A 26693-nucleotide genomic window follows, 5' to 3' on the forward strand; every position below is an offset into this window, starting at 1 on the left:
CCAAAAGCGTTCCCGGCTGGATAACCTCTGAGCGGTTTCGCCGCCGGAGACCCCCAGCGGCAGGCGGAACCACCCAGCTGCCGGGCCGTGGCCTCCCCAGTGTCGCGGTCCGGCAGCCCTACCGACGCGAACAGGCCCGGCCGGAGTCCCGGCCGGGCCTGTCGCTTCACGCCGTCAGCCGGCGTAGCGGGCGAAGATCCTCGTGAAGTCCCACGCCTGCTGGGAAACGCCCGAACACGTGTCGTCGTTCGGGTAGGCGCCCGGGCAGGGGCGGTCGCGGTTGGCCGACCAGAACGTCAACCGGGCCAGGTGGTGCTGGTTCGCGTAGGCCAGGATGGTGGAGAAGTCGTTCAGGGTGACCGTCTCGCTGTTGTCGGTGATGCCGTTCATCGACGAGATGCCCATGTGCCGGTAGGCCGTGTCGTCGTCGTAGCCGTAAGCCGACTTGACGACGTTCTTGAGCCCCTCGGCCGCGCGCTGCGTGAGCGTGCCCATGTTCTGGCCCGCGCCGCCGAAGTCGAACGGCATGATCACCCAGCCGTCGACAGTGAGCCCCGACTGCGCGGCCCGGTTCACCAGGCTGTTGTCCGGACCGGACTGCCCGGTGCCGAACGTGACGTACAGCTTGATGCCCGCGTTGTTCGCGCGGATCGTCTTCAGCGCGTCGACCGTGCGCTGCTGCACCGTCGGGTTGCTGTAGGCGTCGGCCTCGATGTCGATGTCGATCGCCTTGAGGCCGTAGGCGTTGATCACCTTCTGGTACGCCGCCGCCAGCTCGCCCGCGCTGCCGCACGACGACTCCAGCTTGTTGCCGGAGTAGCCGCCGAACGACGGGATGACGTCGCCGCCGCCCGCGCGCACCGCGTTGATCGTGTTCTGGTCGACGCCGCCGGTGAGCGCCCGGCCGCCGTCCCACTGCGGGTTGCAGTAGCCGTTGGACAGGACGAACGCCAGCGTGAACCACTTGACGCCGGTGGCGTTCTGGATCGTCTGCGGGCTCGGCGGGTTGCCCCAGCCGTTGTAGAGGTACGGCGCGACGGCCATCACGCCCGGGCCGGACGGCGGCGGGGTCGTACCGCCGCTCGGGAGCGTCCACTGCTGGTTGGCGCTGGTGGCGCACGTCCAGATCTGCAGGCGGGTCCCGTTGGCGCTGGAGTTGCCGGTCGCGTCGAGGCACTTGCCCGACCCCGTGTTGACCAGGTTCTTCGCCGCGTTGGCCGTCCACTTCTGGGCGGTGGAGCCGTTGCAGTCCCAGAGCTGGATCGTGGTGCCGTTGGCCGTGCCGGCGCTGGTGACGTCGAGGCACTTGCCCAGCGCCTGCAGGGAGCCTTCGGACCCGACCGTCCACTGCTGGGCGCCGCTGCCGTTGCAGTCGTAGAGCTGGATCGCGGTGCCGTTGGCGCTGCTCGCCGCGTTCACGTCGACGCACTTGCCGGCGAGGCCGGTGATCGGCCCGGTCGCCGCCTGCGCGACGCCCGGGGCCAGCACCAACGCCGACGCCGCGGCTACGAGACCACCGAATGCTGCCAGCTTCTTCATGCGGGCACGTTCCACTTCTGGTTGGCGGCGCCGGTGCAGGTCCAGATCTGCAGCCGGGTGCCGTTCGCACTCGAGTTGCCGGTCGCGTCGAGGCACTTGTTCGACGCCGACCCGACGATGTCCTTGGCCGCCGTCGCCGCCCATCTCTGGTTGGCCGTCCCGCCGCAGTCCCACAGCTGCAGCTGGGCACCGTCCGCTGTGGACTGTCCGGTGACGTCGAGGCACTTGCCCAGCACGCGGATCGTGCCGTCGGCGCCGACCGTCCACTGCTGGGCGCCGCTGCCGTTGCAGTCGTAGAGCTGGACCGCGGTGCCGTTCGCGCTGCTGGCGTTGGCGGCGTCCAGGCACTTGCCGCCGAGGCCGGTGATCGGGCCGGTCTTGCCGGTGCCGCCACCGCCGCCGGTGCCCTGGGTGCCGGCCCAGGTGAACGTCGCCGACGTGTGGCCGGGCAGGTTGTAGGTGAACGAGGAGTTGCCCCAGTTCACGCGCACGCTCTGGCTGCCGGAGCCGGTGTTGTACGCGATGAGCGCCTTCGAGCCGTCCGGGTTCTTCCACGCGACGTTGCGCACGGCCGAGTTGTCGTTCGAGTCGATCCGGTACGCGCCCGGCTTCACGAACTTCGTCAGGTGACCCATCGTGTAGTACTCGACGGTGTAGTCGACCTGGCCGTTGCGGCCGTCTCCATTGTGGACGGTCACCAGCCCGGTGCAGGTGTCGCAACCGCCGTTGTGCGGGTTGTGCGCCTGGTCCATCGCCAGGCTCCACTTGGTGACCGTGCGGCTCCAGTTGCGCGTGTAGTCGACGATGTTCGTCATGTCCTCGGCCTGCTGGTTCGACACCCAGGTGCCGCCGGAGTGCTCGGTCGAGTACGCGTTCACGCTCGGGTACTGGTTGTGCACGGTCGTCTGCTGCGAGACGTTGCCGCCGTAGCCGTGCCACGCCATGCCGCCGAAGTTCGGGTGGCTGCGGATGGCCGCGTCGTCCATCGTGGGCGCCGCGAAGGACTGGTACTGGTCCCAGTTCCAGTCGAGCGCGAGGACCTTTGTGGACAGTCCGGCGTTCTGCAGTGCGGGCAGCAGGTTGTTCTTGGTGAAGTACGCGAGCCCGGCGCCGTTCCAGTTGGTCGACGGGTAGCTCGCGCAGCACGTCGGCTCGTTCTGGACGGACAGGTAGTTGATCGGCACGCCGGCGGCCTGGTAGGCCTGGGCGTACTTGACGAAGTACTGCGCGTAGGCCGGGTAGAACTGCGACTCCACCCAGCCGAGCAGGTAGCTGTCGTTGTCCTTCATCCACGGTGGCGCGCTCCACGGCGACGCCATGACCTTGATCTGCGGGTTGAGCTGCAGCGCCTGCTTGGTCAGCGGCAGGACGTCGGTCTGGTCGTGCGCGATGGAGAACTTCGTCAGGTTCGGGTCGGTCTGCCCGGCCGGCACGTCGTCGAACGTGTAGCTGTAGCGCGCGATGTCCGACGCGCCGATCGGGTTGCGCAGGAAGCTGATGCCGATGCCCGCGTTGGGGTCGAACAGCTTCTGCATGACCTGGTTGCGAGTGGTGGCGCTGAGCAGGTTGCTCGAGTTGAGCAGCCACGCGGCGGAGTCGGTGAACGACGCGCCGGCGCCCTCGAACTGCTGGTAGGTCGTGTTCTCGTTGACGTTGATGGTCTGGCCGCCGGTGCCGGTGCCGGCGGTGAAGCTGATCGGCGTCTGCTGCTGCAGGCCGCGGGTGACGTTGACGCCCTTGGCGTCGTCGGTGGTGGTGAGCCAGACGTTCACGGTCTCGCCCGCGGCCTGCGCGGGCACGGCGAAGGTGGCAGCGGCGAGGGCGGTCACGCCGAGCATGCTGAGCAGAGAGCGTTTTCTCATGACAGCGTCCACTTCTGGTTCGCACCGGTTCCGCAGGTCCAGATCTGGAGCCGGGTCCCGTTGGCGCTCGAGTTCCCGGTGGCGTCGAGGCACTTGCCCGAGCCGGCGTTCACGAGGTTCTGCGACCCGTTGGCCGACCACTTCTGCGCGTTGCTGCCGTTGCAGTCGTACAGCTGGATCGGTGTGCCGTTGGTCGTTCCCGCGCTGGTGACGTCGAGACACTTGCCGAGCGCGCGGACCGTGCCGTCGGAACCGACTGTCCACTGTTGAGCGGTGGAGCGGTTGCAGTCGTAGAGCTGGACGGCGGTGCCGTTGGCGTTGTTCGCGCCCGCGACGTCGACGCACTTGCCGCCGATGCCGGTGATCCGCCCGCCACCCGCGGGCGGCGGGGTGGTGGTGCCACCGGCGAACTGCGTCGCGACCTGCTCGCCGAGGCTGGTGGCGTTGGCGTGGTTCTCGATCGGGTTGACGTGCGTGTTCGGGAACACGATGTACGTCACCGGGCCCTCGGTGCCGCCGTTGGACGGGTCGGGGTTGATGCCGAGGTTGACGGCGGTGGCGTAGGACGCCTCACCGATGATGCTCGTCGGGCCGGTGTCGCCGACCACCGCGTAGGTCACCTGGTTGTTGTAGATCACCGCCACGACGGAACCGCCGTCGATGCCGTAGTTGCGGTAGTCCCATGTGGACGTCGGCTGCGGCAGCACGATGTACGGCAGCTGCGCCGCGTTGAGCGGCTGGTCGGTCGAGGTGTGGAACGCGGTGTCCGGGTAGAAGCAGCAGTCGGTCTGCTCGTTGCACTGCGACGTGCGGACGCCGTCGCAGTCGATGTCCATGTCGGCCTTGAAGAAGACCGCGCCGTTGGCCTGGCAGACAGGGACGGTGGCCGCGCCGCCTTCGTCGAAGGAGTACTTGCCGTTCGAGATCTGCTGGCAGGAAGTCGTCTTCGCGAGCAGCTGGCTGGCGCTGGGGCCGGCTTCGACGGCGGCTTGGGCGGAGCCGGTGGTCAGGAAGGAAAGCGCTAACAGGGCACACCCCATTAGCGCGACGAGGAATCGCCGCACTTGAGTTCTCCTTGTGGGGGAAGGAAAGAGTGCCGGGTAGGCGAACCGGGCGGGGTCCGCCTACCCGATGTGGTGGATCAGGGAGTGGTCCACTTCTGGTTGGCGCCGCCGCCGCAGGTCCAGATCTGCAGGCGGGTGCCGTTCGCCGAGCTGTTGCCGGTGGCGTCGAGGCACTTGTTCGCGTTGGGGTTCACGATGTCCTTGGCGCCGGTCACGACCCATTGCTGGGCAGCGGTCCCGTTGCAGTCGTAGAGCTGCACCACGGTCCCGTCCGCGGTGCCCGCGGCGTTGACGTCCATGCACTTGCCGAGGGCGCGGATCGTGCCGTCGGTGCCGATGGTCCAGTTCTGCGCCGCGTTGTTGTTGCAGTCGGTGATCTGGATCGGCGTGAGGTTGGCGGTGCTGGCGCCCGCGACGTCGACGCACTTGCCGCCGATGCCGGTGATCCGCCCGGTGCGCCCGCTCGGCGGGGTGCCGCCGCCGACGTCGTTGGTGACGTGGACGTAGTCGACGACCAGCTGCTGCGGGAACTGCGTGCTGCTGTTGGGGTCGCCGGGCCAGTACCCGCCGACGGCGAGGTTGAGGATGATGAAGAAGTTGTGGTCGTAGACCCAGCGGTTGCCGTTCAGGTCGGACGGCGTGCGCGTCTGGTAGAGGTTCCCGTCGACGTACCACTTGATCTGGTTGGGCGACCAGTCGACGGCGTAGGTGTGGAAGTCGTCGGAGAAGTTCGGGCCGTTGTAGGCCGCGCCGATGCCGCCGGCGCCGGAGTAACCGGGGCCGTGGATGGTGCCGTGCACGGTGTTCGGCTCGAACCCGACGTTCTCCATGATGTCGATCTCGCCGTCGGTGGGCCAGTTGCCGCCGCCGAGCATCCAGAACGCCGGCCACATGCCCTGTCCGCGCGGGAGCTTCATGCGCGTCTCGAAGTGACCGTAGGCCTGGCTGAACTTGCCGGCCGTGTTCATCCGCGCGGAGGTGTACTCGCAGCGGCCGTACCAGCAGTTGTAGTTGCCGGGGTTTTCGCGCTTCGCGGTGATGACGAGGTGGCCCTGGCCGTCGAGCTGGGCGTTGTTGGTGCCCGACGTGTAGTACTGCCGCTCGTGGTTGTTGACGTTGTCGCCGGTTTCGAGCTGCCACTTCGACCCGTCGACGCCCGAGCCGGCGGGCCCGTTGAAGTCGTCGGTGAAGGTGGCCGCGGCTTCGGCCGCGGGAGCCGTCAGGGCTTGCTGCCCGACGAACAGGAGGGAAGCGGCGGCGAAGAGGGCCGCTGCTCTTCGGAACTTGCGGAACTTGCGGAACGAGGTGGACATCGTTGTCGCCTCTCTCACCGTGGGGGGACGGGCGTTCCGCGCACAGCACGGACCGCGAGGAGGGGAGGTGGCCTCGCATGCCGGGGCGGCGGCAGGCGCGACCGTTACGCCGGCGCTCGTCTTCCCTGGGCGGGGTCGGGATCACGGGCGGCGGCGGGTCTTTGTTGTGCTTGGCAACAAAGTATGCATGGTCCAGACAAGCCGGGCAACCGTCGGCCGGTCATTTTTTTTCAACCCGAATTAAGGGTGGGTTGGTTCCCGCTGAGCGGTGCACATGCTGTCTGGCTCGCTTGGTCGCGTTCCTTCCGGCACCCCGAAGCCTTCATTGTGACTACGGCCGGCAACACCGCGTCAAGGCGGGAAAGATGCCTTGACCCGGCGCTGCCGGCCGTGTTCTGGCTTCGGATCGGGGTGCGCGGGGGGAGTCTGGGTTCTCGTCGGTGTGGGTTCTCGTGTCCCCTTGCTTGCTCAGGCTGCGTCTGAGTCCGGTGCTCCTGGCTTCACGATTCTCGATGTTGCTCCCTGGTCCAGTAGGTCTGCTACTGGCAGCGTCGCCGCTCCCGTTGCCACTGCGTCCAAGCCCAGGGAGCCCAGCTGGATCGATGTCTGGCTGAATGGGTGCCTCAGGGCGTGCTCGCCCGCTGCCTCGCGGATGCGGGGTAGGAGCTGCTCGCCCAGGGCCAGGCCCGCCCAGCCGCCGATTACTATGCGCTCCGGGTTGAACAAGTTGATCAAGTTCGCGATCCCTGCTCCCAGGTAGCCCGCTGTCTCCTCCAGTACGCGGGCCGCCGTCTTGGACTTCGGGGCTGCCTCCAAGAGTGCTGCGAACTGGGCCTGCTCGTCTTCGCCCGGGACTTCCTTGCCTCGCACCTTCCGGTAGCGGGCCAGCACCCCGGCCGCGCCGATGTACGCCTCCAAGCACCCGCGGGCTCCGCAGCGGCAGTCGTTTCCGCCGTACGCGATTGTTGTGTGGCCCCACTCGCCCGCGCTGCTCGTCGAACCTCGGTACGTCGTCCCGTCCGTTACCACCGCTGCGCCGACGCCTGAGCCGATCAGGGCGATCACCGCGTGGCGGGCTCCGCGGCCCGCTCCGAACCACATCTCTGCCTGGCCCTGCGTCTTCGCTCCGTTGTCCACGAACAGCGGCAGCCCCACTCCGGCGTCGCGCAGCAGGGATACCAGGGGCACCGCCTCCCAGCCGACCGTCGGTGCGTGCACCAGTACCCGGGATCCCTGCTCGACCATGCCCGGTACGCCGATGCCGACGCCCAGTACCGCCGAATCCTCGATGCCCGCGCTCGCGAACACCTCGCGCAGGCCGGATGTCACCTGCTCGACCGCCGTTGCCGGGTCCGGGGCCTTCGGGAGGGGGTGCTCTACCGTCGCCAGGCGGTTCATCGCCAGGTCGAACAGCTCGACCTTCACTCCCGTCTCGCCGATGTCGACGCCCGCGACGTGCCCGTACGCCGGGTCGACGCGCAGCAGTACCCGGGGCCGGCCGCCGTCCGATTCGACCTGGCCCGCCTCCGTGATGAGCTGCTCTTCGCCCAGCTCGGCGGTCACGTTGCTGACCGTTGCCGCACTCAATCCGGTGAGCTGGCTCAGTTCGTGCCGCGACAGCGGGCCGTCGAAGTACAGTTTCGACAGCAGCAGAGAACGGTTGTGCCTCCGCAGGTCACGGACGGTGGTGCGCTTGCTCGCCATGGGCAACCCATCTGAACTCTTACCGGCTCACTGCCAGAATGCCTGATCGCCGTAAGTTGTGGCTATGTATTAAGTGATGAACTAAGTCCCGAACTGATGGTCGCACGGACAGTCTCTGGCACAATCCCCCAGGTGACCCAGGTGGTACGCCAGACAACCAGAGACCTCCGGCGGCACAACCGCGCGGCACTCCTCTCCTCCCTCTACCTCCGAGGCCCCGTCAGCAGACTGGAACTAGTAGCTGAATCGGGACTATCGGCCGCCACCGTTACCAACGTCGTCTCCGAGCTCATCGCCGACGGCGTCGTCGCGGAGGCGGGATCGGTCGAATCCGATGGCGGACGGCCGCGGACGCTGCTGGCCGTGCGGCCGGACTTCGGGCACGTCGTAGGCGTCGACGTCGGCGAGACGCACGTCGAGGTCGGCCTGTTCGACTGTGCGCTCGGGACGCTCGGCACCGTGCGTCACCCGCTCGTCGGCACCCGGCTGGATCCGGACGAAGTGGCTGGTTTGGTGCGAACCGGCATCGCGGAAGTGCTCGAAGGCGGCGAACCGGGCGCGGTGTTCGGCGTCGGCATCGGCGTGCCCGGCGCGGTCCGGGACGGCGGGATCGTCCACGCGCCCACCCTCGGCTGGCGCGGCGTCGCCTTCGCGGACCTGATCCACCCGCACATCGAAGCGCCTCTCCACCTGGACAACCGCGCCCGGACGCTCGGGCAGGCCGAGACCTGGCGCGGTGCCGGCCGGGGGGCCGAACGCGCCATCGTCGCCCTGCTCGGCGTCGGGGTCGGGGCCGCCGTCGCGACCGCCGGGCGCTCGCACCCGGACATCACGACCAGCGAGTGGGGCCACACCGTCGTCAAGGCGGCCGGTGCGGCCTGCCGCTGCGGCTCGCACGGCTGCCTGGAGGCCTACGTCGGCACCGAGGCGGTCGTCCGCCACTACGCCGACCGGGTCGGCAAGGAACCGGTCATCGGGGACGAAAGCGACGTCGAACTGGCGCACATCGTCGCCGAAGCGGCCGTCGACGGCCCGGCCGCCGACGTGCTCGCCGAGGCCGCCGAATACCTCGGGATCGGCATCGCGAACCTGATCAACCTGCTCAGCCCGGATCGGGTGGTGCTTTCCGGCTCCGCGGGGGCGATCATGGGACCGGCGATCCTGCCCGCGGTGCGCGACGCGGTGGGCCGGCACGCGCTCGACTACCTGGCCGGGCACACCGAGGTCGTCCTGGGCCGGCTCGGGCCGGAGGCGGTCGCGCTCGGTGCGGCCACCCTGCCCATCGCGCAGCTGCTCGCCAACGGGGGCCGGACCGGCTGATTCCCTTGCGTCGCAAGGAGTAGTGCCACCAACGGGTCCAGACCGCCAGTTCTTTTATTACTTAAACTTAGGTACAAAACGTTACCGCCGTGTTATTGACGTGACCCGAGTCACCCGGGTTGACTTCGGGACGTCGTTCGGTCGCCGGCGGTCGGGGCTCGCTACCAGTCGACACCTACGCACGTCGTCGATGACTAGGAGGAACGATGCGAGTCAAGCGCTCCATCGTCGCAGCGCTGGTGGCCGTGATGGCCCTCGGAGGCCTGACCGCGTGTTCGGGCGGAAGCTCGTCGAACGCCGCTCAGAGCAACCCGGACCAGGTGCTCAACGTGGGCAAGCCCGACGGCCCGCAGTCGGAGAACAACAACCCGTTCCTCGAGACGTCCGCCCTGTCGAACATGGGGTACCGGTGGATGATCTACGAGCCCCTGGTCATGCTCAATCGCGTCAAGCCGCAGGAACCCGGCAAGCCGTGGCTCGCGACGAAGTGGGACTGGTCGGACAACTACAAGAAGCTGGTCCTGACCGTCCGTGACGGCGTCAAGTTCTCCGACAACCAGCCGATGACCGCCGAGGACGTCGCCTACACGTTCCAGCTGCTGCGCGATAACAAGGCGCTGAACGTCGACGCCGTCCCGTACAAGGACATCACCGCGGCCGGCAACCAGGTGACGCTGGGCTTCGACAACTCGCAGTTCGTCAACCAGGTCAAGATCCTGCAGACGCTCGTCGTGCCGAAGCACGCCTGGCAGTCCGTCAAGGACCCGGCGCTCGACACCGTGAAGAACCCGATCGGCACCGGGCCGTACACGCTCAAGTCGGCCACGCCGCAGACGATGATCGTCACCCGGCGCGACAGCGGCTACTGGCAGGAAGCGCCGAAGGTCAAGGAGATCCGCTACACCTCCTACACCGACAACAACGCGCAGGTCGCGGCGCTGGTCAGCGGGGCGTCGGAGTGGAGCTTCGTCTTCATCCCGAACTACAAGGCCGTCTACACGAACAAGGACCCGCAGCACTACAAGCTGTGGTTCCCCGCGCAGCTGGCCGTCCACGGCCTGTGGTTCAACACCGAGAAGGCGCCCTGGAACGACGCGAAGCTGCGTCAGGCGGTCAGCAAGGTGATCAACCGCGACGACATCTTCAACCAGGGCGAGGCCGGCTACTTCTACCCGAAGAACGACCAGGTCACCGGCATCCCGACGCCGGCGGGCGACCCGTTCATCGCGCCGCAGTACAAGGGCCAGACGGTCCAGGTCGACGTCCCGGGTGCCAAGTCGCTGCTCACCGGCGCGGGCTACAAGTTCAACGGCGACAAGCTGGCCGACCCGAGCGGCAAGCCGGTCACCCTCAAGCTGACGGTCCCGTCCGGCTGGTCGGACTACATCACCGACCTGGAGATCATCAAGGACAACCTGTCGCAGATCGGCATCACGGCGACGGTCGAGAAGATGAACCAGGACGCGTGGATCAAGTCGGTCGACACCGGTGACTTCGAAGGCCTGATGCACTGGACCAACGACGGTGCGACGCCGTACGACATGTACCGCGACGTCATGGACGGCAGCCGCTACAAGCCGACCGGCCAGGGTGGCATCAACGGCAACTACGGCCGCTTCAAGAACGACGAGGCGACCAAGGCGCTCGAGACCTACGCCAACGCCGAGGACGACGCCGCCCGCACCGCCGCCATGGCGACGCTGCAGAAGATCATGATCGACCAGCAGCCGATGGTCCCGACCTCGGCGGCCAACTCCGGTGGCGAGTACAGCACGAAGAACTGGGTCGGCTGGCCGGACGAGGCCAACCCGTACGGCCCGGCGCAGCCCACGCTGCGCAACGCGCTCGACATCGTTCTGCACCTGAAGCCCGCGGCCTGATCGATGGCGGAGTCCGTGGCAACGACCGAGCAGTCCCCCTCCGACCCCATCGCCGTCGGGTCGGAGGGGGACCTCCCCGTGGTCCTCGAGGCCGCGGGCCTCACCAAGCACTTCCCTGTCCGGCGACGCGGGCGCGCGGCCCTCACCGGCCCGCGCCGCGCCGTCCAGGCCGTCGACGACGTGACCTTGACGCTCCGGCGGGGCCGGGTCACCGCGCTGGTCGGGGAGTCCGGTTCGGGCAAGTCGACGGTCGCCCGCCTGCTCGCGGGCCTCTACCCGCGCACCGGCGGCGACATCCGGCTGCACGGCGAGACCGTGAACATCCACCGGGGCCGGGCGTTCCGCGCGTACGCCCGGCGGGTCCAGATGATCTTCCAGGACCCGTTCGCGTCGCTGAACCCGGTGCACACCGTGCGCTACCACCTGACGCGGGCGCTGAAGATCCACGGCCGGGCGGGCGACGACCTCGAGAAGTCGCTGCACGACCTGCTCTCCCGCGTCCAGCTGACGCCGCCCGAGCGGTACGTCGACAAGTTCCCACACGAGCTGTCCGGTGGGCAGCGCCAGCGCGTCGCGATCGCGCGGGCGCTCGGCGCGGACCCGGAGGCGCTGCTGGCCGACGAGCCGGTGTCCATGTTGGACGTCTCCATCCGGCTCGGTGTGCTGAACCTGTTGCGGGACCTCAAGGAACGCCTGCAGCTCGCCATCCTGTACATCACGCACGACATCGCGTCGGCGCGCTACTTCGCCGACGAGACGATGGTGATGTACGCCGGCCGGATGGTCGAAGGCGGCGACAGCGAGACCATCACGCAGAACCCGGCGCACCCGTACACGCGCCTGCTCATCGACTCCGCGCCCGACCCGGACCGGCTGCAGGTCGACGACAGCGAGCTCGCACCCGGTGAGGTGCCCGCCGAGCGCGGGGCCGGCGAGCCGCCGAGCCTGATCGACCCGCCGCCGGGCTGCCGGTTCCACCCGCGCTGCCCGGTCGCGATGGAACGCTGCAAGACCGACCTGCCGCCGCGGTTCGAGGTCGACGACGCGCCCGGCCACTGGGCCGCGTGCTGGCTGTACGACGGAGCCGCCCGATGAGGTTCCTGCTGCAACGGCTGGCCTTCTACCTCTTCACCGCGTGGGCCGCCGTCACCATCAACTTCTTCATCCCGCGGCTGATCCCGGGTGACCCGGTGCAGTCGCTGATCGCCAAGAACCAGGGCATGATCAGCGCGGAAGCGATGCAGTCGCTGTACACGCTCTTCGGCCTGGACAAGAACGAAAGCCTGATCTCCCAGTACTTCGACTACTGGGGCCAGCTCTTCCGCGGTGACCTCGGGATCTCGTTCACGTTCTTCCCGTCGCCGGTGTCGGAGCTGATCGGCGACAGTCTGCCGTGGACGATCATCCTGGTCGGCATCACCACGATCGTCGGCTTCGCGCTCGGCACCGGGCTCGGTGTGGTCGCCGGCTGGAAGCGCGGCTCGTGGGTCGACGGCCTGCTGCCGGTGACGACGTTCCTCTCGTCGATCCCGTACTTCTGGCTCGGCCTGATCGCGCTGGCGCTGCTGGCCGGTCCGGGCAGCTTCTTCCCGTCGTCCGGCGGTTACGACCCCGGCGTGGTGCCCGGCTGGGACGGCGGGTTCATCGGCAGCGCGATCCAGCACAGCCTGCTGCCCGCGATCACCATCCTGATCAGCTCGATGGGCAGCTGGATCCTGGGCATGCGCAACATGATGGTCACCGTCGCGTCGGAGGACTACGTCACCGTCGCGCACGCCAAGGGCCTGCCCGAACGCCGGGTGATGGTCGGGTACGCCGCCCGCAACGCGCTGCTGCCGAGCGTGTCCGGCTTCGCGCTGGCCCTCGGGTTCATCGTCGGCGGCACGCTGCTGGTCGAGATCGTCTTCTCCTACCCGGGCGTCGGCTACCAGCTGTTCCAGGCGGTCGGCTCGCAGGACTACCCGCTGATGCAGGGCATCTTCCTGATCATCACGCTGTCGGTCCTCGTGGCGAACCTCTTTGCCGACGTCGCCTACCTCGCGCTCGACCCCCGCACCCGGAAGGAGGGCTGACATGGCCGTACCCGCGGCGGACGTCAAGGCCGTGCAGGCCCTGCCGGTCGCCACACCGGCCCGCCGGCGCCGGTTCCGGTTCCTCACCGGCGGCAAGACCGTCACCGGCCTCGCCGTCATCGTCTTCTTCGTCCTGATCGCGGTCATCGGGGAGTGGATCGCGCCGTACGACCCGTCGGCGCGCAGCAACGATCTGCTGGAAGGGCCGTCGGGCCGGCACTGGTTCGGCACCACCCACCTCGGCCAGGACATCTTCAGCCAGGTCGTGGTCGGCACGCGCAGCGTCATGCTCGTCGGGCTGACCGCCGGGATCGTGGCGACGATCCTCGCCGTGATCGTCGGCGTGACGTCCGGTTATCTCGGTGGCACACCCGGTGAAGGACTGTCCGCACTATCCAATGTGTTCCTGGTGATCCCGGCGCTGCCGCTGATCATCATCATCGGCAGCGCGGTGCCCACCGGCGGCGACTACCTGGTGGCGGTGATCATCGGGTTCACGTCGTGGGCGTGGGGTGCGCGAGTGCTGCGGGCCCAGACACTTTCGTTGCGAGGCCGGGAATACGTCGAAGCGGCCCGCGCGACCGGCGAGTCGACGTGGCGGATCATCTTCTTCGAGATCATGCCGAACCTGACCGCGGTGATCGCGTCGAGCTTCGTCGGCACGGTGATCTTCGCCGTCATGTCGGAGATCACGCTCGCGTTCGTCGGCGTCTCGGGACTGTCCAACTGGAACTGGGGCACGATCCTGTTCTGGGCGCAGAGCCAGCAGGCCCTCGCGCAGGGCGCGTGGTGGTGGTTCGTGCCCGCCGGCTTGGCGATCGCGATCCTCGGCACCGCGTTGTCCCTGCTCAACTTCGGCATCGACGAGTTCGTCAGCCCGCGGCTGCGCGGCAGCGGCAAGGCGCGCGTCAAGGGCGCCGACGGACGGACGCATCGCATGCGCGTGGGCTTCACGCCCGTGCTCGGGCGGGAGGAACAGCCATGATGGACCCGGTCCTGGAGATCAAGGGCCTGGACGTCGACTACGGCGTCGGCGACGAGGCCGTGCGCGCGGTCCGGGACGTGCACCTGACCCTGCACCGCGGCGAAGTCCTCGGCCTGGCCGGGGAAAGCGGCAGCGGGAAGTCCACTTTGGCCTACGGGCTGACGCGGCTGCTCGCGCCGCCGGGTGTGATCCGCGGCGGTGAAGTGATCTACCACCCGGCGGACGGCGAGCCCTACGACGTCCTTCGACTGTCCGACAAGCAGCTGCGGGACTTCCGCTGGGCGGAGACGTCCATCGTGTTCCAGGGCGCGATGAACTCGCTGAACCCGGTGCACAAGGTCGTCACGCAGCTCGTCGACGTCATCAAGGCGCACGAGCCGAAGTCGACTCGCGCGGGCCGGGTGGCGCGGGCTCGCGACCTGCTCAAGCTGGTCGGGATTTCGGCCGACCGGCTGGAGGCGTACCCGCACCAGCTCTCCGGCGGCATGCGCCAGCGCGTGATGATCGCGATGGCGCTGGCGCTCGAGCCGCGGGTCGTCATCATGGACGAGCCGACGACCGCGCTCGACGTCGTGATGCAGCGCCAGATCCTCGGCCAGCTCGTGGAACTGCGCGAGCGGCTCGGGTTCTCGGTCCTGTTCATCACGCACGACCTTTCGCTGCTGGTGGAGTTCTCGGACCGGATCGCGATCATGTACGGCGGCCGGATCGTCGAGCAGGCGCCGGCGTCGGCGCTCTACCGGGACGCGCTGCACCCGTACAGCTTCGGCCTGCTCAACTCGTTTCCCGCCCTGCGGGGGCCGCGTCGCGAGCTGTCCGGGATCCCGGGTTCCCCGCCGGACACGCGCGGCATGCCGGCCGGCTGCGCGTTCCACCCGCGGTGTCCCAAGGCCTTCGAGCCGTGCGACTCGAAGGTGCCCGAGCTGGGCTTGCCCGGCGGTGACCCGTCGCGGGAAGTGGCCTGCTTCCTGCACCCGGTCACCACCCACTGAACGCCGTCTGTCCTGTCCGGTACACCTGGAGGAGACCCGCCTTGACCGAGACCACAGCCGCGACCGCCGAACAGCAGGCGCTGATCGACACGCTGCCGCCGGACTTCCGCTGGGGCGTGGCGACCGCCGCGTACCAGATCGAAGGCGCGGTCGCGGAAGACGGGCGCACACCGTCCATCTGGGACACTTTCTGCCAGGTCCCGTGGGCGATCGACAACAATGACAACGGTGACATCGCGTGCGACCACTACCACCGGATGCCGGCGGACATCGGGCTGGTCGGCGAGCTGGGCGCCGACACCTACCGGTTCTCCGTGGCGTGGCCGCGCGTCCAGCCGCGGGGCCGCGGTGGCGTCAACGAGGCGGGCATAGGCTTCTACGAGCGGCTGGTGGACGAGACGCTCGAGCGCGGCATCGCGCCGTGGCTGACCCTGTACCACTGGGACCTGCCGCAGGAGCTGGAGGACGCGGGCGGCTGGCCGGCGCGTGACACGGCGTACCGGTTCGCCGACTACGCGATGCTGGTGTTCGATCGGCTTTCCGATCGAGTGCGTCACTGGACGACGCTGAACGAGCCGTGGTGCTCGGCGATGCACGGGTACGTGCACGGTGTGATGGCGCCGGGGCGGCGGGACTACACGGCCGGGCTGCACGCGGTGCACCACCTGCTGCTGGGCCACGGCCTCGCGACGCAGCGGATGCGTGAGGCCGCACCGGCGGACACGGAGTTCGGCATCACGCTGAACATGTGCACGGCCGACCCGGCGACGGACTCCCCGGAGGACGTCCGCGCGGCTCGTCAGGCGGACGGTCTCGGCGTCCGGATCTACCTGGACCCGCTGGTGCGCGGCGAGTACCCGGCGGACGTGGTCGAGGACCTGGCTTCGCGTGGGGTAAAGCTGCCGATCCAGGACGGCGACCTGTCCGTCATTTCGACCCCGCTGGACTTCCTCGGCGTGAACTACTACTTCGGCCAGCAGTTCTCGGGCGTGGACGAGTCCGGCAACGCGGTCGACGACGAGGGCGTCCCGGCCTCCCGGACGGTCCCGTTCGGCGAGCCGACGACGGCGATGGGCTGGGAGATCCTGCCGGACAAGTTCACCGAGCTGCTGACCCGCCTCGGCCGCGACTACCCGGGCCTCCCGATGTACATCACGGAGAACGGCTCGGCATTCGACGACGACCCGGACTCGGACGGCTTCGTCCGCGACGAGCAGCGCACGGCGTACCTGGCCTCGCACATCGCGGCCGTGGCGGCGGCGCGTGCGGCGGGAGCGGACGTGCGCGGGTACTTCGCATGGTCCCTTTTGGACAACTTCGAGTGGGCGTACGGGTACGCGAAGAGGTTCGGCTTGATCCGCGTGGACTACGAAACGCAGGAGCGCACGATCAAGCAGAGCGGCTACTTCTACCGCGACACCGTGCGGCGGGTCCGCGGCAGCTGACGGTCACCCGGTCGGGGGTGGGGTAGGCCCCACCCCCGCGCCGGTGGTCGGCACCATGGTTCGCAACCCCTGAACACCCCTAACGTCGGTCGGGCAAGATCCCGAACCACGGACAGGGGGAACCATGGCGGTCCGGACAGCGGCCAGGCCCGTTCCGAGCACGACGACGAAGGCCACGAAGGCCTGGTGGCGACGGCCTTGGATCGGCCCGCTGGCCCTCGTCGTGCTCGCCTTCCTCTCCTTCTCGCTGCCGCCCTACCTGGCGCTCGACCCCGCGCAGTCGCGGGTGCCGGCGCCCGAGGGGTTCCCGGCGCACTACTGGTTCCTCGTCGGGCACGTCATCTTCGGCTCGGTCGCGATGATCGGCGCCGTCCTGCAGATCTGGCCGTGGCTGCGCCGGACGCACCCGGTCGTCCACCGCTACGCCGGCCGCGCGTACGTCTTCGCCGGTGTGCTGCCCTCCGGGCTGATGGCGCTGACGATCGGGTCGCAGAGCCCGTTCGGCCCGGTCACGCGGGTCAGTGACGTGCTCGCCGCGGTGCTGTGGATCGGGTGCACCATCGCCGGCTGGCGAGCCGTACGAGAACGTCGCTTCGGCGACCACCGCAAGTGGATGATCCGCAGCGTGACGCTGACCTTCTCGATCATCGTCAACCGCGTGATCTCGCCGATCGCGATGATCGTGCTCGAACCGCAGATCCCGACCACCTTCGGCGGCAGCGAACTCGCCTACGGCCAGAGCGTCGGAGCCCTCTCGTCCTGGGGCGGGCTGGCGTTCGCGCTGATCGTCAGCCAGCTGATCCTGGAGCGGCGGCCCGCGAAGAAGCAGGTGAGCGTGCGATGACGACCGTCCTGCCCGAGCCGAAGACGTGGTGGCGGCGGCCGTGGATCGCGCCGCTGGCGCTGCTGGTCGCCGCCTTCCTCGCCTTCTCGGTGCCGCCGTACCTCACGCTGGATCCGGCGCAGTCCCGCGTCCCCGCGCCGCCGGGGTTCGCCGCGCACTACGGGTTCCTGGTCGCGCACATCCTCTTCGGCACGATCGCCATCGTCGGCGTGATCCTGCAGGTCTGGCCGTGGCTGCGGCGCACGCACCCGGTCGCCCACCGCCGCATCGGCCGCGTCTACGTCTTCGGCGGCGCGATCCCGTCCGCGCTGATGGCGCTGACCATCGCCCTGTTCAGCCCGTTCGGCCCGGCGGCCGGCGTGCTGAACGTCGTCGCGGCGCTGCTGTGGCTCGCGTTCACCATTGCCGGCTTCCGCGCGATCCGGCAGCACCGGTACGCCGACCACCGCCGGTGGATGATCCGCAGCTTCGCGATGGCCATGAACACCTTGCTCAGCCGGGTCTACGCCCCGATCGCGTTCATCGCCCTCGCCCCGCACTACCCCGACGACGCGGTGCTCTTCCAGACCGCCTCGACGCTGGCCGGCACGATGAGCGTGCTCACGTTGCTGCTGCTCAGCCAGTGGTGGCTGGACCGCCGGCCCGCGAAGAAGCCAGCCACCGTGCGATGATCGTCCGCTGGATCTCCGACGCGCCTTCGTAGATGCGCGGCGCCCGGACCTCGCGGTAGAGGTGTTCGAGCAGGTGCCCGCGTCGCAAGGCGCGGGCCCCGTGCAGCTGGACCGCCGAGTCGACGACGAACTGGGCCGCCTCCGTGGCGAACAGCTTCGCCATCGCGGCGCGGCCGCCGAGGTTCTGTTCGCCGGCGTCGTACGCGCCCGCCGCCGCGTAGACCAGGAGCCGGGCCGCTTCGGTGCGCGTGGCCATCTCGGCGAGCGCGTGCGCCACCGCCTGCTGCTTGATCAGCGGGCCACCGAAGGCTTCCCGCTGCCCGGTGTAGTCCACAGTGGCGTCGAGCGCCGCCTGAGCCATGCCGACGGCAAACGCGCCGACGCTCGGGCGGAACAGGTCCAGCGTCCGCATCGCCACCGCGAAGCCGCGGTTCTCCTCCCCGAGCAGCTCCTCGCGCCGGACCTCGACGCCGTCGAACGTCACCGTGCCGATCGGGTGTGGGCTGACCAGGTCCAGGTGCTCGCCGCCGAGTCCCGGCCGGTCGGCGGGGACGACGAACGCGCTGACGCCGCGCGAACCCGCGCCTTCCGTGGTGCGCGCGAAGACCGTGTAGAAGTCGGCTTCCGGCGCGTTCGAGATCCACATCTTCTCGCCGGTGAGACGCCAGCCGTCGCCGTCGGATTCCGCCGAGAGTGACAGCGCGGCCGCGTCGGACCCGGCGTCCGGCTCGGTCAACGCGAACGCCGCTACCGCGTCCCCGGCCGCCACCGCGGGCAGCCACTTCGCGACCTGACTGTCCTGTCCGGACTGGAGGATCGGGTAACTTCCCAGACCCTGCAAGGCCAACGCTGTCTCGGCTTCGGTGTTCACCGTGGCGAGGTTCTCGCGCAGGATGCACAGGTCGGTCGCGGCCGCCTGACGTGACGGCTTTCCTTCGGCGACGCCGGGGAAGAGCCGCGCGAGCAGGCCGAGCGCGCCCATCTCCTTGAGCAGCGGGCGGTTGACCGCACCCTCCACACCGGACTCGGCGAGCGGGCGCAACCGGTCCTCAGCCAGGCGCCGGACGTTCGCGGCGAAGGCGCGCTGGCCGGCGTCGAGGGCGAAAGTCATGACGAAGCTCCCGGTCGCCAGCGGGCATGGGAAGTGCCGGTCGGCCCCGACCGGACGAGGTCGAGTCGCGGCTCCGGGCCGTCGGTGCGGCCCGACTGCGGCTTCCGGCTGCCCGCCGCGAACGGCTTCGGCCACGGCATCGCGTAGCCCTGCTCGGCCGCCGCGTGCAGCGTCCACTGTGGATCGTAGAGGTGCGTGCGACCCAACGCGCAGAGGTCCGCACGTCCGGCCAGGATCAGCGAGTTGACGTCGTCGTAGGAGGAGATCGCGCCGACCGCGATCACCGCGATGCCGTACTCCTCGCCGATCTCGTTGCGGATCCGGTCCGCGTACGGCGTCTGGTAGCTGCGGCCGTACTGCGGCTTCTCGTCGCAGACGACCTGGCCGGTCGAGACGTCGATCCCGGCCGCGCCGTGGGAAGCGAAGGCGCGGGCGATCTCGACGGCGTCGTCGGCGTCGATGCCCCCCTCCGCCCAGTCGGTCGCCGAGATCCGGACGGTCGTCGGGCGTTCGGCGGGCCAGGCGGCGCGGACCGCGTCGAAGACCTCGAGCGGGAACCGCAGCCGGTTCTCCAGCGAGCCGCCGTAGTCGTCACGGCGCTGGTTCGTCAGCGGTGAGAGGAACGACGACAGCAGATAGCCGTGCGCGCAGTGCAGTTCGAGGACGTCGAACCCGGCGCGGGCGGCGGCCTGGGCGCAGGCGACGAACTCGTCGCGGATCGCCGCCATGTCCGAAGTGGACAGCTCGCGCGGGATCTGGTTGCGGTCGGAGTACGCCAAAGCGGAAGGCGCGCAGACTTCCCAGTTGTCCGCGGGGAGCGGCTCGTCGATGCCGTCCCACATGAGCTTCGTCGAGCCTTTGCGTCCCGAGTGTCCCAACTGGACACCGATGCGCGCGGGGGACTGCGTGTGCACGAAGTCGACGACGCGCTTCCAGGCGGCTTCCTGTTCCGCGGTGTACAGCCCGCCGCATCCGGGCGTGATCCGGCCTTCGGGTGAGACGCAGACCATCTCGGTCATCACCAGTCCGGCGCCGCCGAGGGCTTTGCTTCCCAGGTGTACCAGGTGAAAGTCGCCGGGGACACCGTCCACAGCGGAATACATGTCCATCGGGGACACCACGATCCGGTTCGGCAGTTCCAGCGAACCGAGCTTGAACGGCTGGAACATCGGCGGCCGCGACGTCGTGCCGAGCGACGCCGCGAACCAGTGGTCGAGCTCGGCCGCGAACTCCGGGTCGCGCAGGCGCAGGTTGTCGTAGGTGACGCGGCGGCTGCGCGTGAGGATGTTGAACGCGAACTGCGGCGGCTCCTGGTGGGCGTACTGCGCGATGTTCTCGAACCACTCGAGGCTCGCCTGCGCGGCACGCTGCGTCGACTGGACGACCGGGCGCCGTTCCAGCTCGTACGCCTTGAGCGCCTCGGCGACGCCGTCGTTTTCGTGCAGGCACGCGACCAGCGCGAGCGCGTCCTCCATCGCCAGCTTCGTGCCGGAGCCGATCGAGAAGTGCGCGGTGTGCGCGGCGTCGCCGAGGAGGACGACGTTGCCGTGCACCCACGTCTCGCAGCGGACGGTGCCGAACGAGATCCACTTCGAGTTGTTCGCCATGATCTGGTGTCCGCCGAGGACGTCGGCGCACAGCTCGCGGATCAGCGCGATGGACTTCTCGTCGCTCTGGCCGGGAGGCAGCGACGCCGCCGCGATCGGCCCGAACGTCCGCTGCCAGACGTCCTCCTGCACCTCGAGGATGAACGTGCTGCCGTCGCGGCCGTACGGGTAGCCGTGGATCTGCATGATCCCGGCCGGCGTTTCGAGGACGTAGAACTTGAAGGCGTCGAACACGAGGTCCGTGCCCAGCCAGATGAAGCGGCACCGGCGGGTCTCGACGCTCGGCCGGAACGTCTCGGCGTGCTTCGCGCGGACCGCGGAGTTGACGCCGTCGGCGGCGATGACCAGGTCGTAGCCCGAGAGGTCGGCCGGCGCCTCTTCGCGGAAGCGCAGTCCGACGCCGAGCTCGGCGCAGCGGTTCTGGAGGATGCCGAGCAGTCGCTTGCGGCTCATCGCGGCGAAGCCGTGGCCGCCCGAGGTGGTGACCGTGCCGCGGTAGTGGACGTCGATGTCGTCCCAGCGGGCGAACTCGGCGCGCATCGCCTCGTGCACCGCCGCGTCGGCGTGCTCGATGCCGCCGAGCGTCTCGTCGGAGAACACGACGCCGAAGCCGAACGTGTCGTCCGGCGCGTTGCGCTCCCAGACGGTGATTTCGTGTCCGGGACCGAGCTGTTTCGCCAGCGCGGCGAAGTACAGACCCGCCGGGCCGCCACCGATGACCGCGATACGCACGCCGACCAGGGTATGTCGTCACCTCTACGACCGTCAATAACGCGATAGATGGCGTACGGTGTCCCGCATGGAACGCATCAACCCGCCGGAGCTGGGCAAGCCGTCCGGGTTCTCGCACGCGGTGGTGGCCGAAGGGCGCGTCGTCTTCCTGGCCGGGCAGACGGCGCTGGACGCGTCGAACAAGATCGTCGGCGACGGCGTGGTCGAGCAGTTCGAACGCGCGCTCGGCAACCTGCTGACGTCGCTGCGCGCGGCGGGAGGTGCGCCGGAGGATCTGTGCAGCGTGACGATCTACATCGTCGACATGGCGGACTACCGGGCGCACGCGCGCGAGATCGGCCGGGTCTGGAAGCGCCTCGCGGGCACCGAGTACCCGGCGATGGCCGGCATCGGCGTCGACCGGCTCTGGGACGAAGAGGCCCTGGTCGAGGTGCAGGGCTTCGCGGTCGTCAGCCGAAGCTGATCGACCTCGCGACGTACGCCCGGGCCGGGCCCTCCAGCTTCGCGTGCAGCTCGAAGAACAGCTCGGCCGCGCGGATGCCCGACCAGTCGCGGGGCAGGAACTCCGCGGGCAGGCCGGGGTCGAGGTAGGGCATCCGGCGCCAGCCGGTCAGCACGCGGACGTAGTCGGCGAAGGCCTGCTCGTCGGTCCCGGACTTGCGGCGCAGCGCGGGGCCATGCTCGTCGAGGAAGGTCGTGTACAGCCCGTCGAGCCGGTCGAGGTCCCACCAGTCGCGGACCTTCGCCCGGACGTCGCCGAAGGCCAGGTGGTCGGCGCGGAACAGGTCGGCGTACCCGGCCAGGCCGAGCCGGGTCAGCGCCTCGGCGGTCGCGGCGTGCAGGTGCGCCGGCGCGATCCAGACGCCGGAGGCGGCGGTGCCGAAGCCCATCCGCGCGAGCTGGGTGCGCAGGAGGTGCCGCTTGTGCCGCTCGGTCTCGGGCACCGAGAAGACGGCGAGCAGCCAGCCGTCGGCGGCGGTCGCGCGCCCGCGGCGGAAGATCCGCTCATCGCCCTCACGCAGGATCTCGCGCGCGTCGTCGGACAGCTCGTAACCGGCGGTCGCCCCGCGGCGCACGGCTTCGAGGATCCCGCGCCGCTTCAGCCGGGAAATGGAGGAGCGCACGGCGGGCTCGTCGACACCGACGGCGGCCAGGAGGTCGATCAGCGAAGCGACCGAGAGCCAGCCGCCTTCGGTGCGTGAGTAGAGGCCGTACACCGTCACGATGAGCTGTCGAGGCTGGGCCGCACGGCCGGAGCCGTCCAGTTCGGTTGCCTCGGGTACGGCCGTCATCGGGCCACAATAACGAACCCGGGGCAACCTGGGAGAACACGTTTTGAGGTCGGCGGCTCGCCGGGACCTCAGCCGGCCGCCCGGGGTCGACGACGTCGATGTTCCGCGCCTCCCGCGGCGATCGCTCCGCTACGATTTCGCCGCGATGCTGCCAGCCACCAAGGGGATCTTCGACCGGCTCACCCGCCGCGGGCGTCTGATGACCAAGCGGACCTGCGACCGGCAGGGCCACGTGCTGCGTCGGGGGCGTTTCCTGTTCCGGACGCCGACCGCCTGGGAGTACGCCGCCGCCGTTGCCTGCGGTAGTGATCCCGCCGCCCAGCGGTGGCTCGGCTGGCAGCAGGACTCGATCGTGGCCAAGTCGGCGCGGGCCGATGCGCTGCGCGTCGTGCCCGGGACCGGGCCGGACTGGGTTTCGCCCGATCCGCAGTCGCTCGACCTCGTGATGATCGACGTCGAGGCCAACCGGTGCGTCGGGCTGGTGAGCGTGCACACCGGGGAGGACGGCGGCCCCGAGACCGGCGGCTACCTCGCGCCGGACTACCGCGGGCGCGGCAACGGCCGGGTGCTGTTCGCGGCCGGGCTGACCCTCGCGCACGAGCACCTCGGCCTGCCGCGCGTGCGGGCCGGTGCCGAGGTCGGCAACGTCGCGAGCGCGCGGTCGCTGCTCGCAGCCGGCCTCGCCCGCGTCGCCGGGCCGCCGACGTACCGGCTGCCGGACGGCCGCGTCACCGAGGCCTGGTGGTTCCAGCACGCCGTCCCGCGGACCACGCGCTGCGGTGGTCCGCAGGCGAACTGGTTCCCGACTTCGCTGCTGTAGACACTTCGGCCGCCGCCGACGTTTCCCGTGGCTACCTTCGCCGCATGACTTCGCTTTCCGCTCCCGTTCCGCCGGTGCCCGCTGATGTCGTTCCAGGGAGCGTCGCCTGGTTGCGAGCTTCGGTCAGCCGGTTCAGCAATGGCACGGACCACGCCCGGCGGCGGGCGCTCGCCGTGTCGCTCCTGGCCGACGTCGATCCAGAAGTGTTGCGGCGCAAAGCATCCGAGACGGCCGGCGACGCCCGCTCGGTCGTCATCGGCGTGCTGGCGGGCGAGCTGGGCCTGCCGGTGGTGCCTTCGGACGTCGTGGCGGTCGCGGCCGTCTACCACCCGCACGTGACGCCGTCCGAAGGCAACACCGAAGCCGAAGCCGCGCTGGGACGGCTGGTCGCGGCGTGCGGGGGGACCACCGACGAGGTCGTCGCCGCGCGGATCGGCCTGCTGATCCAGGCCTGCGAAGCCACGGCCAAGCTGATCGGCACCGCGATTCCGCTGGTGCGAAAGGGAAAAACGCCCGAGGACGCGGTGGCGGAAGTGCTGGACGCGGACCCGCCCGTGTCGCACACCCGGCGCCGGGTCGGCGGCGAAGACGTCTTGGTGCCGCTGGCCGGAAGGCCGTTCGGGGCGGGCGCGCGCGAATGCCCGGGGCCGGCACACGCGATCGCGCTCGCGACCGGCGCGCTGCGGGCGACCCGCGGCTGACCCGCGGCGGGGTTCTGCTACTACTTACCGCGTTCATCTTCTTGGGGGAAGGCGCGCGGAATGCTGTATTTCGATGGATTGCTGGGCATCGTCACGCTCGGGCTGTGGATCTTCTGCCTGGTCGACGTGATCACGACGGACGAGTCGTCCTGCCGCAACCTGCCGAAGGGCCTGTGGCTGCTCGTCGTGCTGGTGCTGCCGCTGGTCGGCTCGATCATCTGGCTGGTCGCGGGGCGGCCGCAGCAGGTGACGCGGGCGCGCGGCCCGTACGAGCGGAACGCCCCGGCGTACCCGGAGTACGACCGTCCGGGCCGGTTCGCGGCCGGCAGCGCGGACGACGACGACGAGTTCCTGCGCAAGTGCCGCGAGCGCGCGGAGGCGCAGCGGAAGCTGGCCCGGGACAAGGGCACCGAGGACTGAGCTAGCAGACGGGGCCTTCGCAGGTGCCGTGTTCGTAGGCCTCCAGCGTCGAGATCACCAGCTGACGCTCGGCCGGCGTCAGCGGCGCCAGCGCGTTGCTCCACGCCTGCGCGCCGCGGGCCAGCCACGCGTCCACCGCCGGGCGCCGCTCCGGGGTGATGCTCACGATCGTGCGGCGGCGGTCCGCCGGGTCCTCGTCGCGGTTCAGCACGCCCTGACGGCTCAGGTCGCCGACCATCAGGCTCGCCGTCGTCGGGGCGACCTCCAGGCGTCCCGCCAGCTCGGTCACCGTCATAGGACCGTCGAACAGCAGGATCGACAGCAGCGACAGGTGCCGCGGCGCGAGCGCGCAGCCGTTCAGCTCGACGGGGACCGGTGTCCGCTTCGCGCGGCCGACCAGGCGCGGCATCAGCAGCAGGAGCCTGCGCACGCCGTCTTCCAGGCTCAACCCGCCCTGCGTTGACACCGGTCACCTCCCGTCGGTAGCTTTGTTTGCAAAGCAAACGCTTCTCGTCTCCCGAGCCTACCTCGGGGCACGAACGAGCGTACCGGCCAGAAACAGGGGATCCCATGACTACGCCAGCCGACATGAACGACTTCAACACCCAGGTCGTCGAGGAGTTCCGGGCCAACGGGGGCAAGGTCGGCAACTACTTCGAGGGCAAGAACGTGCTCCTGCTCACCACGATCGGCGCGAAGAGCGGGCAGGCACGCCTCTCGCCGCTGGTCTACACCCGTGACGGCGACAAGCTCGTCGTCGCCGCGTCCATGGGTGGCGCCCCGAAGAACCCGGCCTGGTTCCACAACCTCGTCGCCAACCCGAAGGTCACCATCGAGGTCGGCACCGAGACCTTCGAGGCCACCGCCACCGTGATCGAGGACCGCGCCGAGCGCGACCGCCTCTACGCCGGCATGGTCGCGCACGCCGAGGGCTTCGCCGAGTACGAGACGAAGACCACGCGGCTCATCCCGATCGTCGTCTTCGAGCGCTGAGGCTTCAGCCGAACCTCCCCGCCGGGTCGTACTTCGCCTTGAGCTGCTTCAGCCGGGCGACGTCCCCGGCGGGGAAGGCCGCCGCCAGTTCCGCGGCGGAGTGCTCGCCGTAGAGGAACGGCAGCAGCCGTCCCGTCGACCACGGCGCCAGCGCGTCGAACAGCTTCGCGTGCGCTCGGCGGATCGGCTCGACGCTGTCCTCGACCACCGACAGCGCCCGCACCACGAACTCCGCCGCCGAGTCCCAGCCGACGCCGTCCGTGGCGCGGCGAGCCAGCTCGCCGCCGAGGCGGTCGATGATCAGCACCGTCTCCACCGGCGCGCCCGGGCCGGCGTGCTCGAGGATCGACCTCAGCATCCCGTCGTTCAGCACCTCCACCGTCGCGTTCGTCCCGTGGTAGGGGTGCGGGTGCGGCGGGTCGCTCGCGATCGACCCCGAATCCGTGTACGGCAACCGCTTCAGCGTGTCCAGCAGCACCGGCGCGGCGGCTCGCAGCGGCGCCACCACCGAGTCGCCGTCGTCGCCGAGGTAGGCGATCCGGATGTTCGCGACGTGCTTCCCGCGGATCGGTTCCGGCAGGAACGGCAGGTCGGGCATCGGGACCACGGCGATCGACGTCGTCAGCTCGTCGGGCACGGTCATCGCCCACGTCCGCCACGCGCGCAGCACCGCCGGCAGGTCCGCGGTGTCGAAGTACAGGCCGCCGCCGTACAGCTCGGCCACCGGAACCAGGCCGAACTCCAGCGCCGTCACGACGCCGAAGCCGGCGCGGCCGCCGAGCAGCGCCCAGAACAGCTCGGACCCCGGCGTCACCGTGCGGAGCTCGCCGCCGGGGGTGACGACGTCGATCGCGCGCACGTGGTCGGCTGCGCGGCCGAACCGCCGCGCCATCAGCCCGAAGCCGCCGCTGAGCGTGTAGCCGACGACGCCGACGTCGGGCGACGAGCCGCTCAACGGGGCCAGCCCGTGCTTCGCGGCGGCCTCGATCACCGCGCCCCAGCGGACGCCGGCGCCGACCCGGGCGACGTCTCCGTCGATCTTGACGTCGGTCATCCGGCGGGTGCTGATCAGCAGGCCGTCGGTGCCGGCGGTCAAGCCGTGTCCAGTGGCCTGGACGGAGACGGACAGGTCGTGCTCGGCGGCGTACTTCACCGCGGCGACGACGTCGTCGGCGGTCTCGGCGGCGACGACCACCGCGGGTCGGGTGGCCACGGACGTCTGGAAACCGGCGATCTCTTCGGCGTAACCGTCCTGGCCGGGTCGGAATGTCTGCATGTCTTCAGCTTCGAGCCGCGGTCGCCAGAAGTCCAAGATCTAAATTATCT

The 26693-nt window shown here is 69.6% G+C and carries 24 protein-coding genes; 14 read left to right on the forward strand and 10 right to left on the reverse strand.

What is annotated here, in order from left to right; translation table 11 throughout:
• Window positions 1-174: 174 nt before the first annotated feature.
• The 5 genes from ACZ7OU_RS11610 to ACZ7OU_RS11630 form a co-directional block, all read right to left on the reverse strand.
• A complete protein-coding gene (locus ACZ7OU_RS11610) occupies window positions 175-1539 on the reverse strand; it encodes an RICIN domain-containing protein (protein WP_470255022.1) in 1365 nt (454 codons plus the stop codon).
• Window positions 1536-3401 (reverse strand): ricin-type beta-trefoil lectin domain protein, encoded by a 1866-nt coding sequence (locus ACZ7OU_RS11615; RefSeq protein ID WP_470255023.1) that lies wholly within the window; start codon window positions 3399-3401, stop codon window positions 1536-1538. Before ACZ7OU_RS11615 ends, ACZ7OU_RS11610 begins: the two co-directional genes overlap by 4 nt.
• On the reverse strand, window positions 3398-4465 hold the full coding sequence (locus tag ACZ7OU_RS11620; protein ID WP_470255024.1) for an RICIN domain-containing protein: 1068 nt from the start codon (window positions 4463-4465) through the stop codon (window positions 3398-3400). Before ACZ7OU_RS11620 ends, ACZ7OU_RS11615 begins: the two co-directional genes overlap by 4 nt.
• A gap of 77 nt (window positions 4466-4542) precedes the next feature.
• Complete coding sequence (locus tag ACZ7OU_RS11625) at window positions 4543-5778, reverse strand: family 16 glycosylhydrolase (RefSeq protein ID WP_470255025.1); 1236 nt, start codon at window positions 5776-5778, stop codon at window positions 4543-4545.
• A 468-nt stretch (window positions 5779-6246) separates the two neighbouring features.
• The gene (locus ACZ7OU_RS11630; RefSeq protein WP_470255026.1) at window positions 6247-7482 is read right to left on the reverse strand and encodes an ROK family transcriptional regulator; all 1236 of its coding nucleotides are present in this window, start codon (window positions 7480-7482) and stop codon (window positions 6247-6249) included.
• A 132-nt stretch (window positions 7483-7614) separates the two neighbouring features.
• Between ACZ7OU_RS11630 and ACZ7OU_RS11635 the strand changes: the two genes are divergently transcribed.
• The 9 genes from ACZ7OU_RS11635 to ACZ7OU_RS11675 all read left to right on the forward strand — a co-directional run bounded on the left by ACZ7OU_RS11635 (window position 7615) and on the right by ACZ7OU_RS11675 (window position 17691).
• Window positions 7615-8802, forward strand: a complete 1188-nt coding sequence (locus ACZ7OU_RS11635; protein WP_470255027.1) for an ROK family transcriptional regulator — start codon at window positions 7615-7617, stop codon at window positions 8800-8802.
• Between the two features lie 206 nt (window positions 8803-9008).
• Window positions 9009-10682: an ABC transporter substrate-binding protein gene (locus ACZ7OU_RS11640; protein WP_470242005.1), complete on the forward strand. Its 1674-nt coding sequence runs from the start codon at window positions 9009-9011 to the stop codon at window positions 10680-10682.
• Window positions 10683-10760: 78 nt separating this feature from the next.
• Entirely contained in the window at window positions 10761-11777 is a 1017-nt protein-coding gene (locus tag ACZ7OU_RS11645; RefSeq protein ID WP_470255915.1) for an ABC transporter ATP-binding protein, read from the forward strand.
• The gene (locus ACZ7OU_RS11650; protein WP_470242004.1) at window positions 11774-12754 is read left to right on the forward strand and encodes an ABC transporter permease; all 981 of its coding nucleotides are present in this window, start codon (window positions 11774-11776) and stop codon (window positions 12752-12754) included. The genes ACZ7OU_RS11645 and ACZ7OU_RS11650 overlap by 4 nt, the downstream gene beginning before the upstream one ends.
• Window position 12755: 1 nt before the next feature.
• On the forward strand, window positions 12756-13739 hold the full coding sequence (locus ACZ7OU_RS11655; protein ID WP_470242003.1) for an ABC transporter permease: 984 nt from the start codon (window positions 12756-12758) through the stop codon (window positions 13737-13739).
• On the forward strand, window positions 13736-14731 hold the full coding sequence (locus ACZ7OU_RS11660; protein ID WP_470255028.1) for an ABC transporter ATP-binding protein: 996 nt from the start codon (window positions 13736-13738) through the stop codon (window positions 14729-14731). The genes ACZ7OU_RS11655 and ACZ7OU_RS11660 overlap by 4 nt, the downstream gene beginning before the upstream one ends.
• Before the next feature lie 41 nt (window positions 14732-14772).
• Window positions 14773-16176 (forward strand): GH1 family beta-glucosidase, encoded by a 1404-nt coding sequence (locus tag ACZ7OU_RS11665; protein ID WP_470255029.1) that lies wholly within the window; start codon window positions 14773-14775, stop codon window positions 16174-16176.
• Between the two features lie 124 nt (window positions 16177-16300).
• Entirely contained in the window at window positions 16301-17020 is a 720-nt protein-coding gene (locus ACZ7OU_RS11670; RefSeq protein WP_470255030.1) for a DUF2306 domain-containing protein, read from the forward strand.
• Between the two features lie 44 nt (window positions 17021-17064).
• A complete protein-coding gene (locus ACZ7OU_RS11675) occupies window positions 17065-17691 on the forward strand; it encodes a DUF2306 domain-containing protein (RefSeq protein WP_470255916.1) in 627 nt (208 codons plus the stop codon).
• Here ACZ7OU_RS11675 and ACZ7OU_RS11680 read toward each other — a convergent pair.
• Window positions 17636-18802, reverse strand: coding sequence for an acyl-CoA dehydrogenase family protein (locus ACZ7OU_RS11680; protein WP_470255031.1), 1167 nt, complete (start codon window positions 18800-18802; stop codon window positions 17636-17638). The two genes, ACZ7OU_RS11675 and ACZ7OU_RS11680, sit on opposite strands and share 56 nt — an antisense overlap.
• The gene (locus ACZ7OU_RS11685) at window positions 18799-21141 is read right to left on the reverse strand and encodes a bifunctional salicylyl-CoA 5-hydroxylase/oxidoreductase (protein ID WP_470255032.1); all 2343 of its coding nucleotides are present in this window, start codon (window positions 21139-21141) and stop codon (window positions 18799-18801) included. The genes ACZ7OU_RS11680 and ACZ7OU_RS11685 overlap by 4 nt, the downstream gene beginning before the upstream one ends.
• A 67-nt stretch (window positions 21142-21208) precedes the next feature.
• Here ACZ7OU_RS11685 and ACZ7OU_RS11690 point away from each other — a divergent pair, with 67 nt between their 5' ends.
• Window positions 21209-21604 (forward strand): RidA family protein, encoded by a 396-nt coding sequence (locus ACZ7OU_RS11690; RefSeq protein WP_470241997.1) that lies wholly within the window; start codon window positions 21209-21211, stop codon window positions 21602-21604.
• Here ACZ7OU_RS11690 and ACZ7OU_RS11695 read toward each other — a convergent pair.
• Window positions 21591-22433 (reverse strand): PaaX family transcriptional regulator, encoded by an 843-nt coding sequence (locus tag ACZ7OU_RS11695; RefSeq protein WP_470241996.1) that lies wholly within the window; start codon window positions 22431-22433, stop codon window positions 21591-21593. The genes ACZ7OU_RS11690 and ACZ7OU_RS11695 overlap by 14 nt on opposite strands.
• A 145-nt stretch (window positions 22434-22578) precedes the next feature.
• Here ACZ7OU_RS11695 and ACZ7OU_RS11700 point away from each other — a divergent pair, with 145 nt between their 5' ends.
• The 3 genes from ACZ7OU_RS11700 (at window position 22579) to ACZ7OU_RS11710 (ending at window position 24374) form a co-directional block, all read left to right on the forward strand.
• On the forward strand, window positions 22579-23253 hold the full coding sequence (locus ACZ7OU_RS11700) for a GNAT family N-acetyltransferase (RefSeq protein ID WP_470255033.1): 675 nt from the start codon (window positions 22579-22581) through the stop codon (window positions 23251-23253).
• Between the two features lie 110 nt (window positions 23254-23363).
• Window positions 23364-23954 (forward strand): cytochrome P450 family protein, encoded by a 591-nt coding sequence (locus ACZ7OU_RS11705; RefSeq protein ID WP_470255034.1) that lies wholly within the window; start codon window positions 23364-23366, stop codon window positions 23952-23954.
• Window positions 23955-24014: 60 nt separating this feature from the next.
• On the forward strand, window positions 24015-24374 hold the full coding sequence (locus tag ACZ7OU_RS11710; RefSeq protein WP_470241993.1) for a PLDc N-terminal domain-containing protein: 360 nt from the start codon (window positions 24015-24017) through the stop codon (window positions 24372-24374).
• A gap of 1 nt (window position 24375) precedes the next feature.
• Here the strand turns inward: ACZ7OU_RS11710 and ACZ7OU_RS11715 are convergent, their stop codons facing one another.
• Window positions 24376-24840 (reverse strand): MarR family winged helix-turn-helix transcriptional regulator, encoded by a 465-nt coding sequence (locus ACZ7OU_RS11715; RefSeq protein WP_470241992.1) that lies wholly within the window; start codon window positions 24838-24840, stop codon window positions 24376-24378.
• Window positions 24841-24944: 104 nt separating this feature from the next.
• Between ACZ7OU_RS11715 and ACZ7OU_RS11720 the strand changes: the two genes are divergently transcribed.
• The gene (locus ACZ7OU_RS11720; RefSeq protein ID WP_470241991.1) at window positions 24945-25367 is read left to right on the forward strand and encodes a nitroreductase family deazaflavin-dependent oxidoreductase; all 423 of its coding nucleotides are present in this window, start codon (window positions 24945-24947) and stop codon (window positions 25365-25367) included.
• Window positions 25368-25371: 4 nt separating this feature from the next.
• Here ACZ7OU_RS11720 and ACZ7OU_RS11725 read toward each other — a convergent pair whose 3' ends face one another.
• On the reverse strand, window positions 25372-26643 hold the full coding sequence (locus ACZ7OU_RS11725; RefSeq protein ID WP_470255035.1) for an FAD-binding oxidoreductase: 1272 nt from the start codon (window positions 26641-26643) through the stop codon (window positions 25372-25374).
• Between the last annotated feature and the right edge of the window lie 50 nt (window positions 26644-26693).

The sequence above is a fragment of the Amycolatopsis sp. NPDC114505 genome (assembly GCF_055633615.1).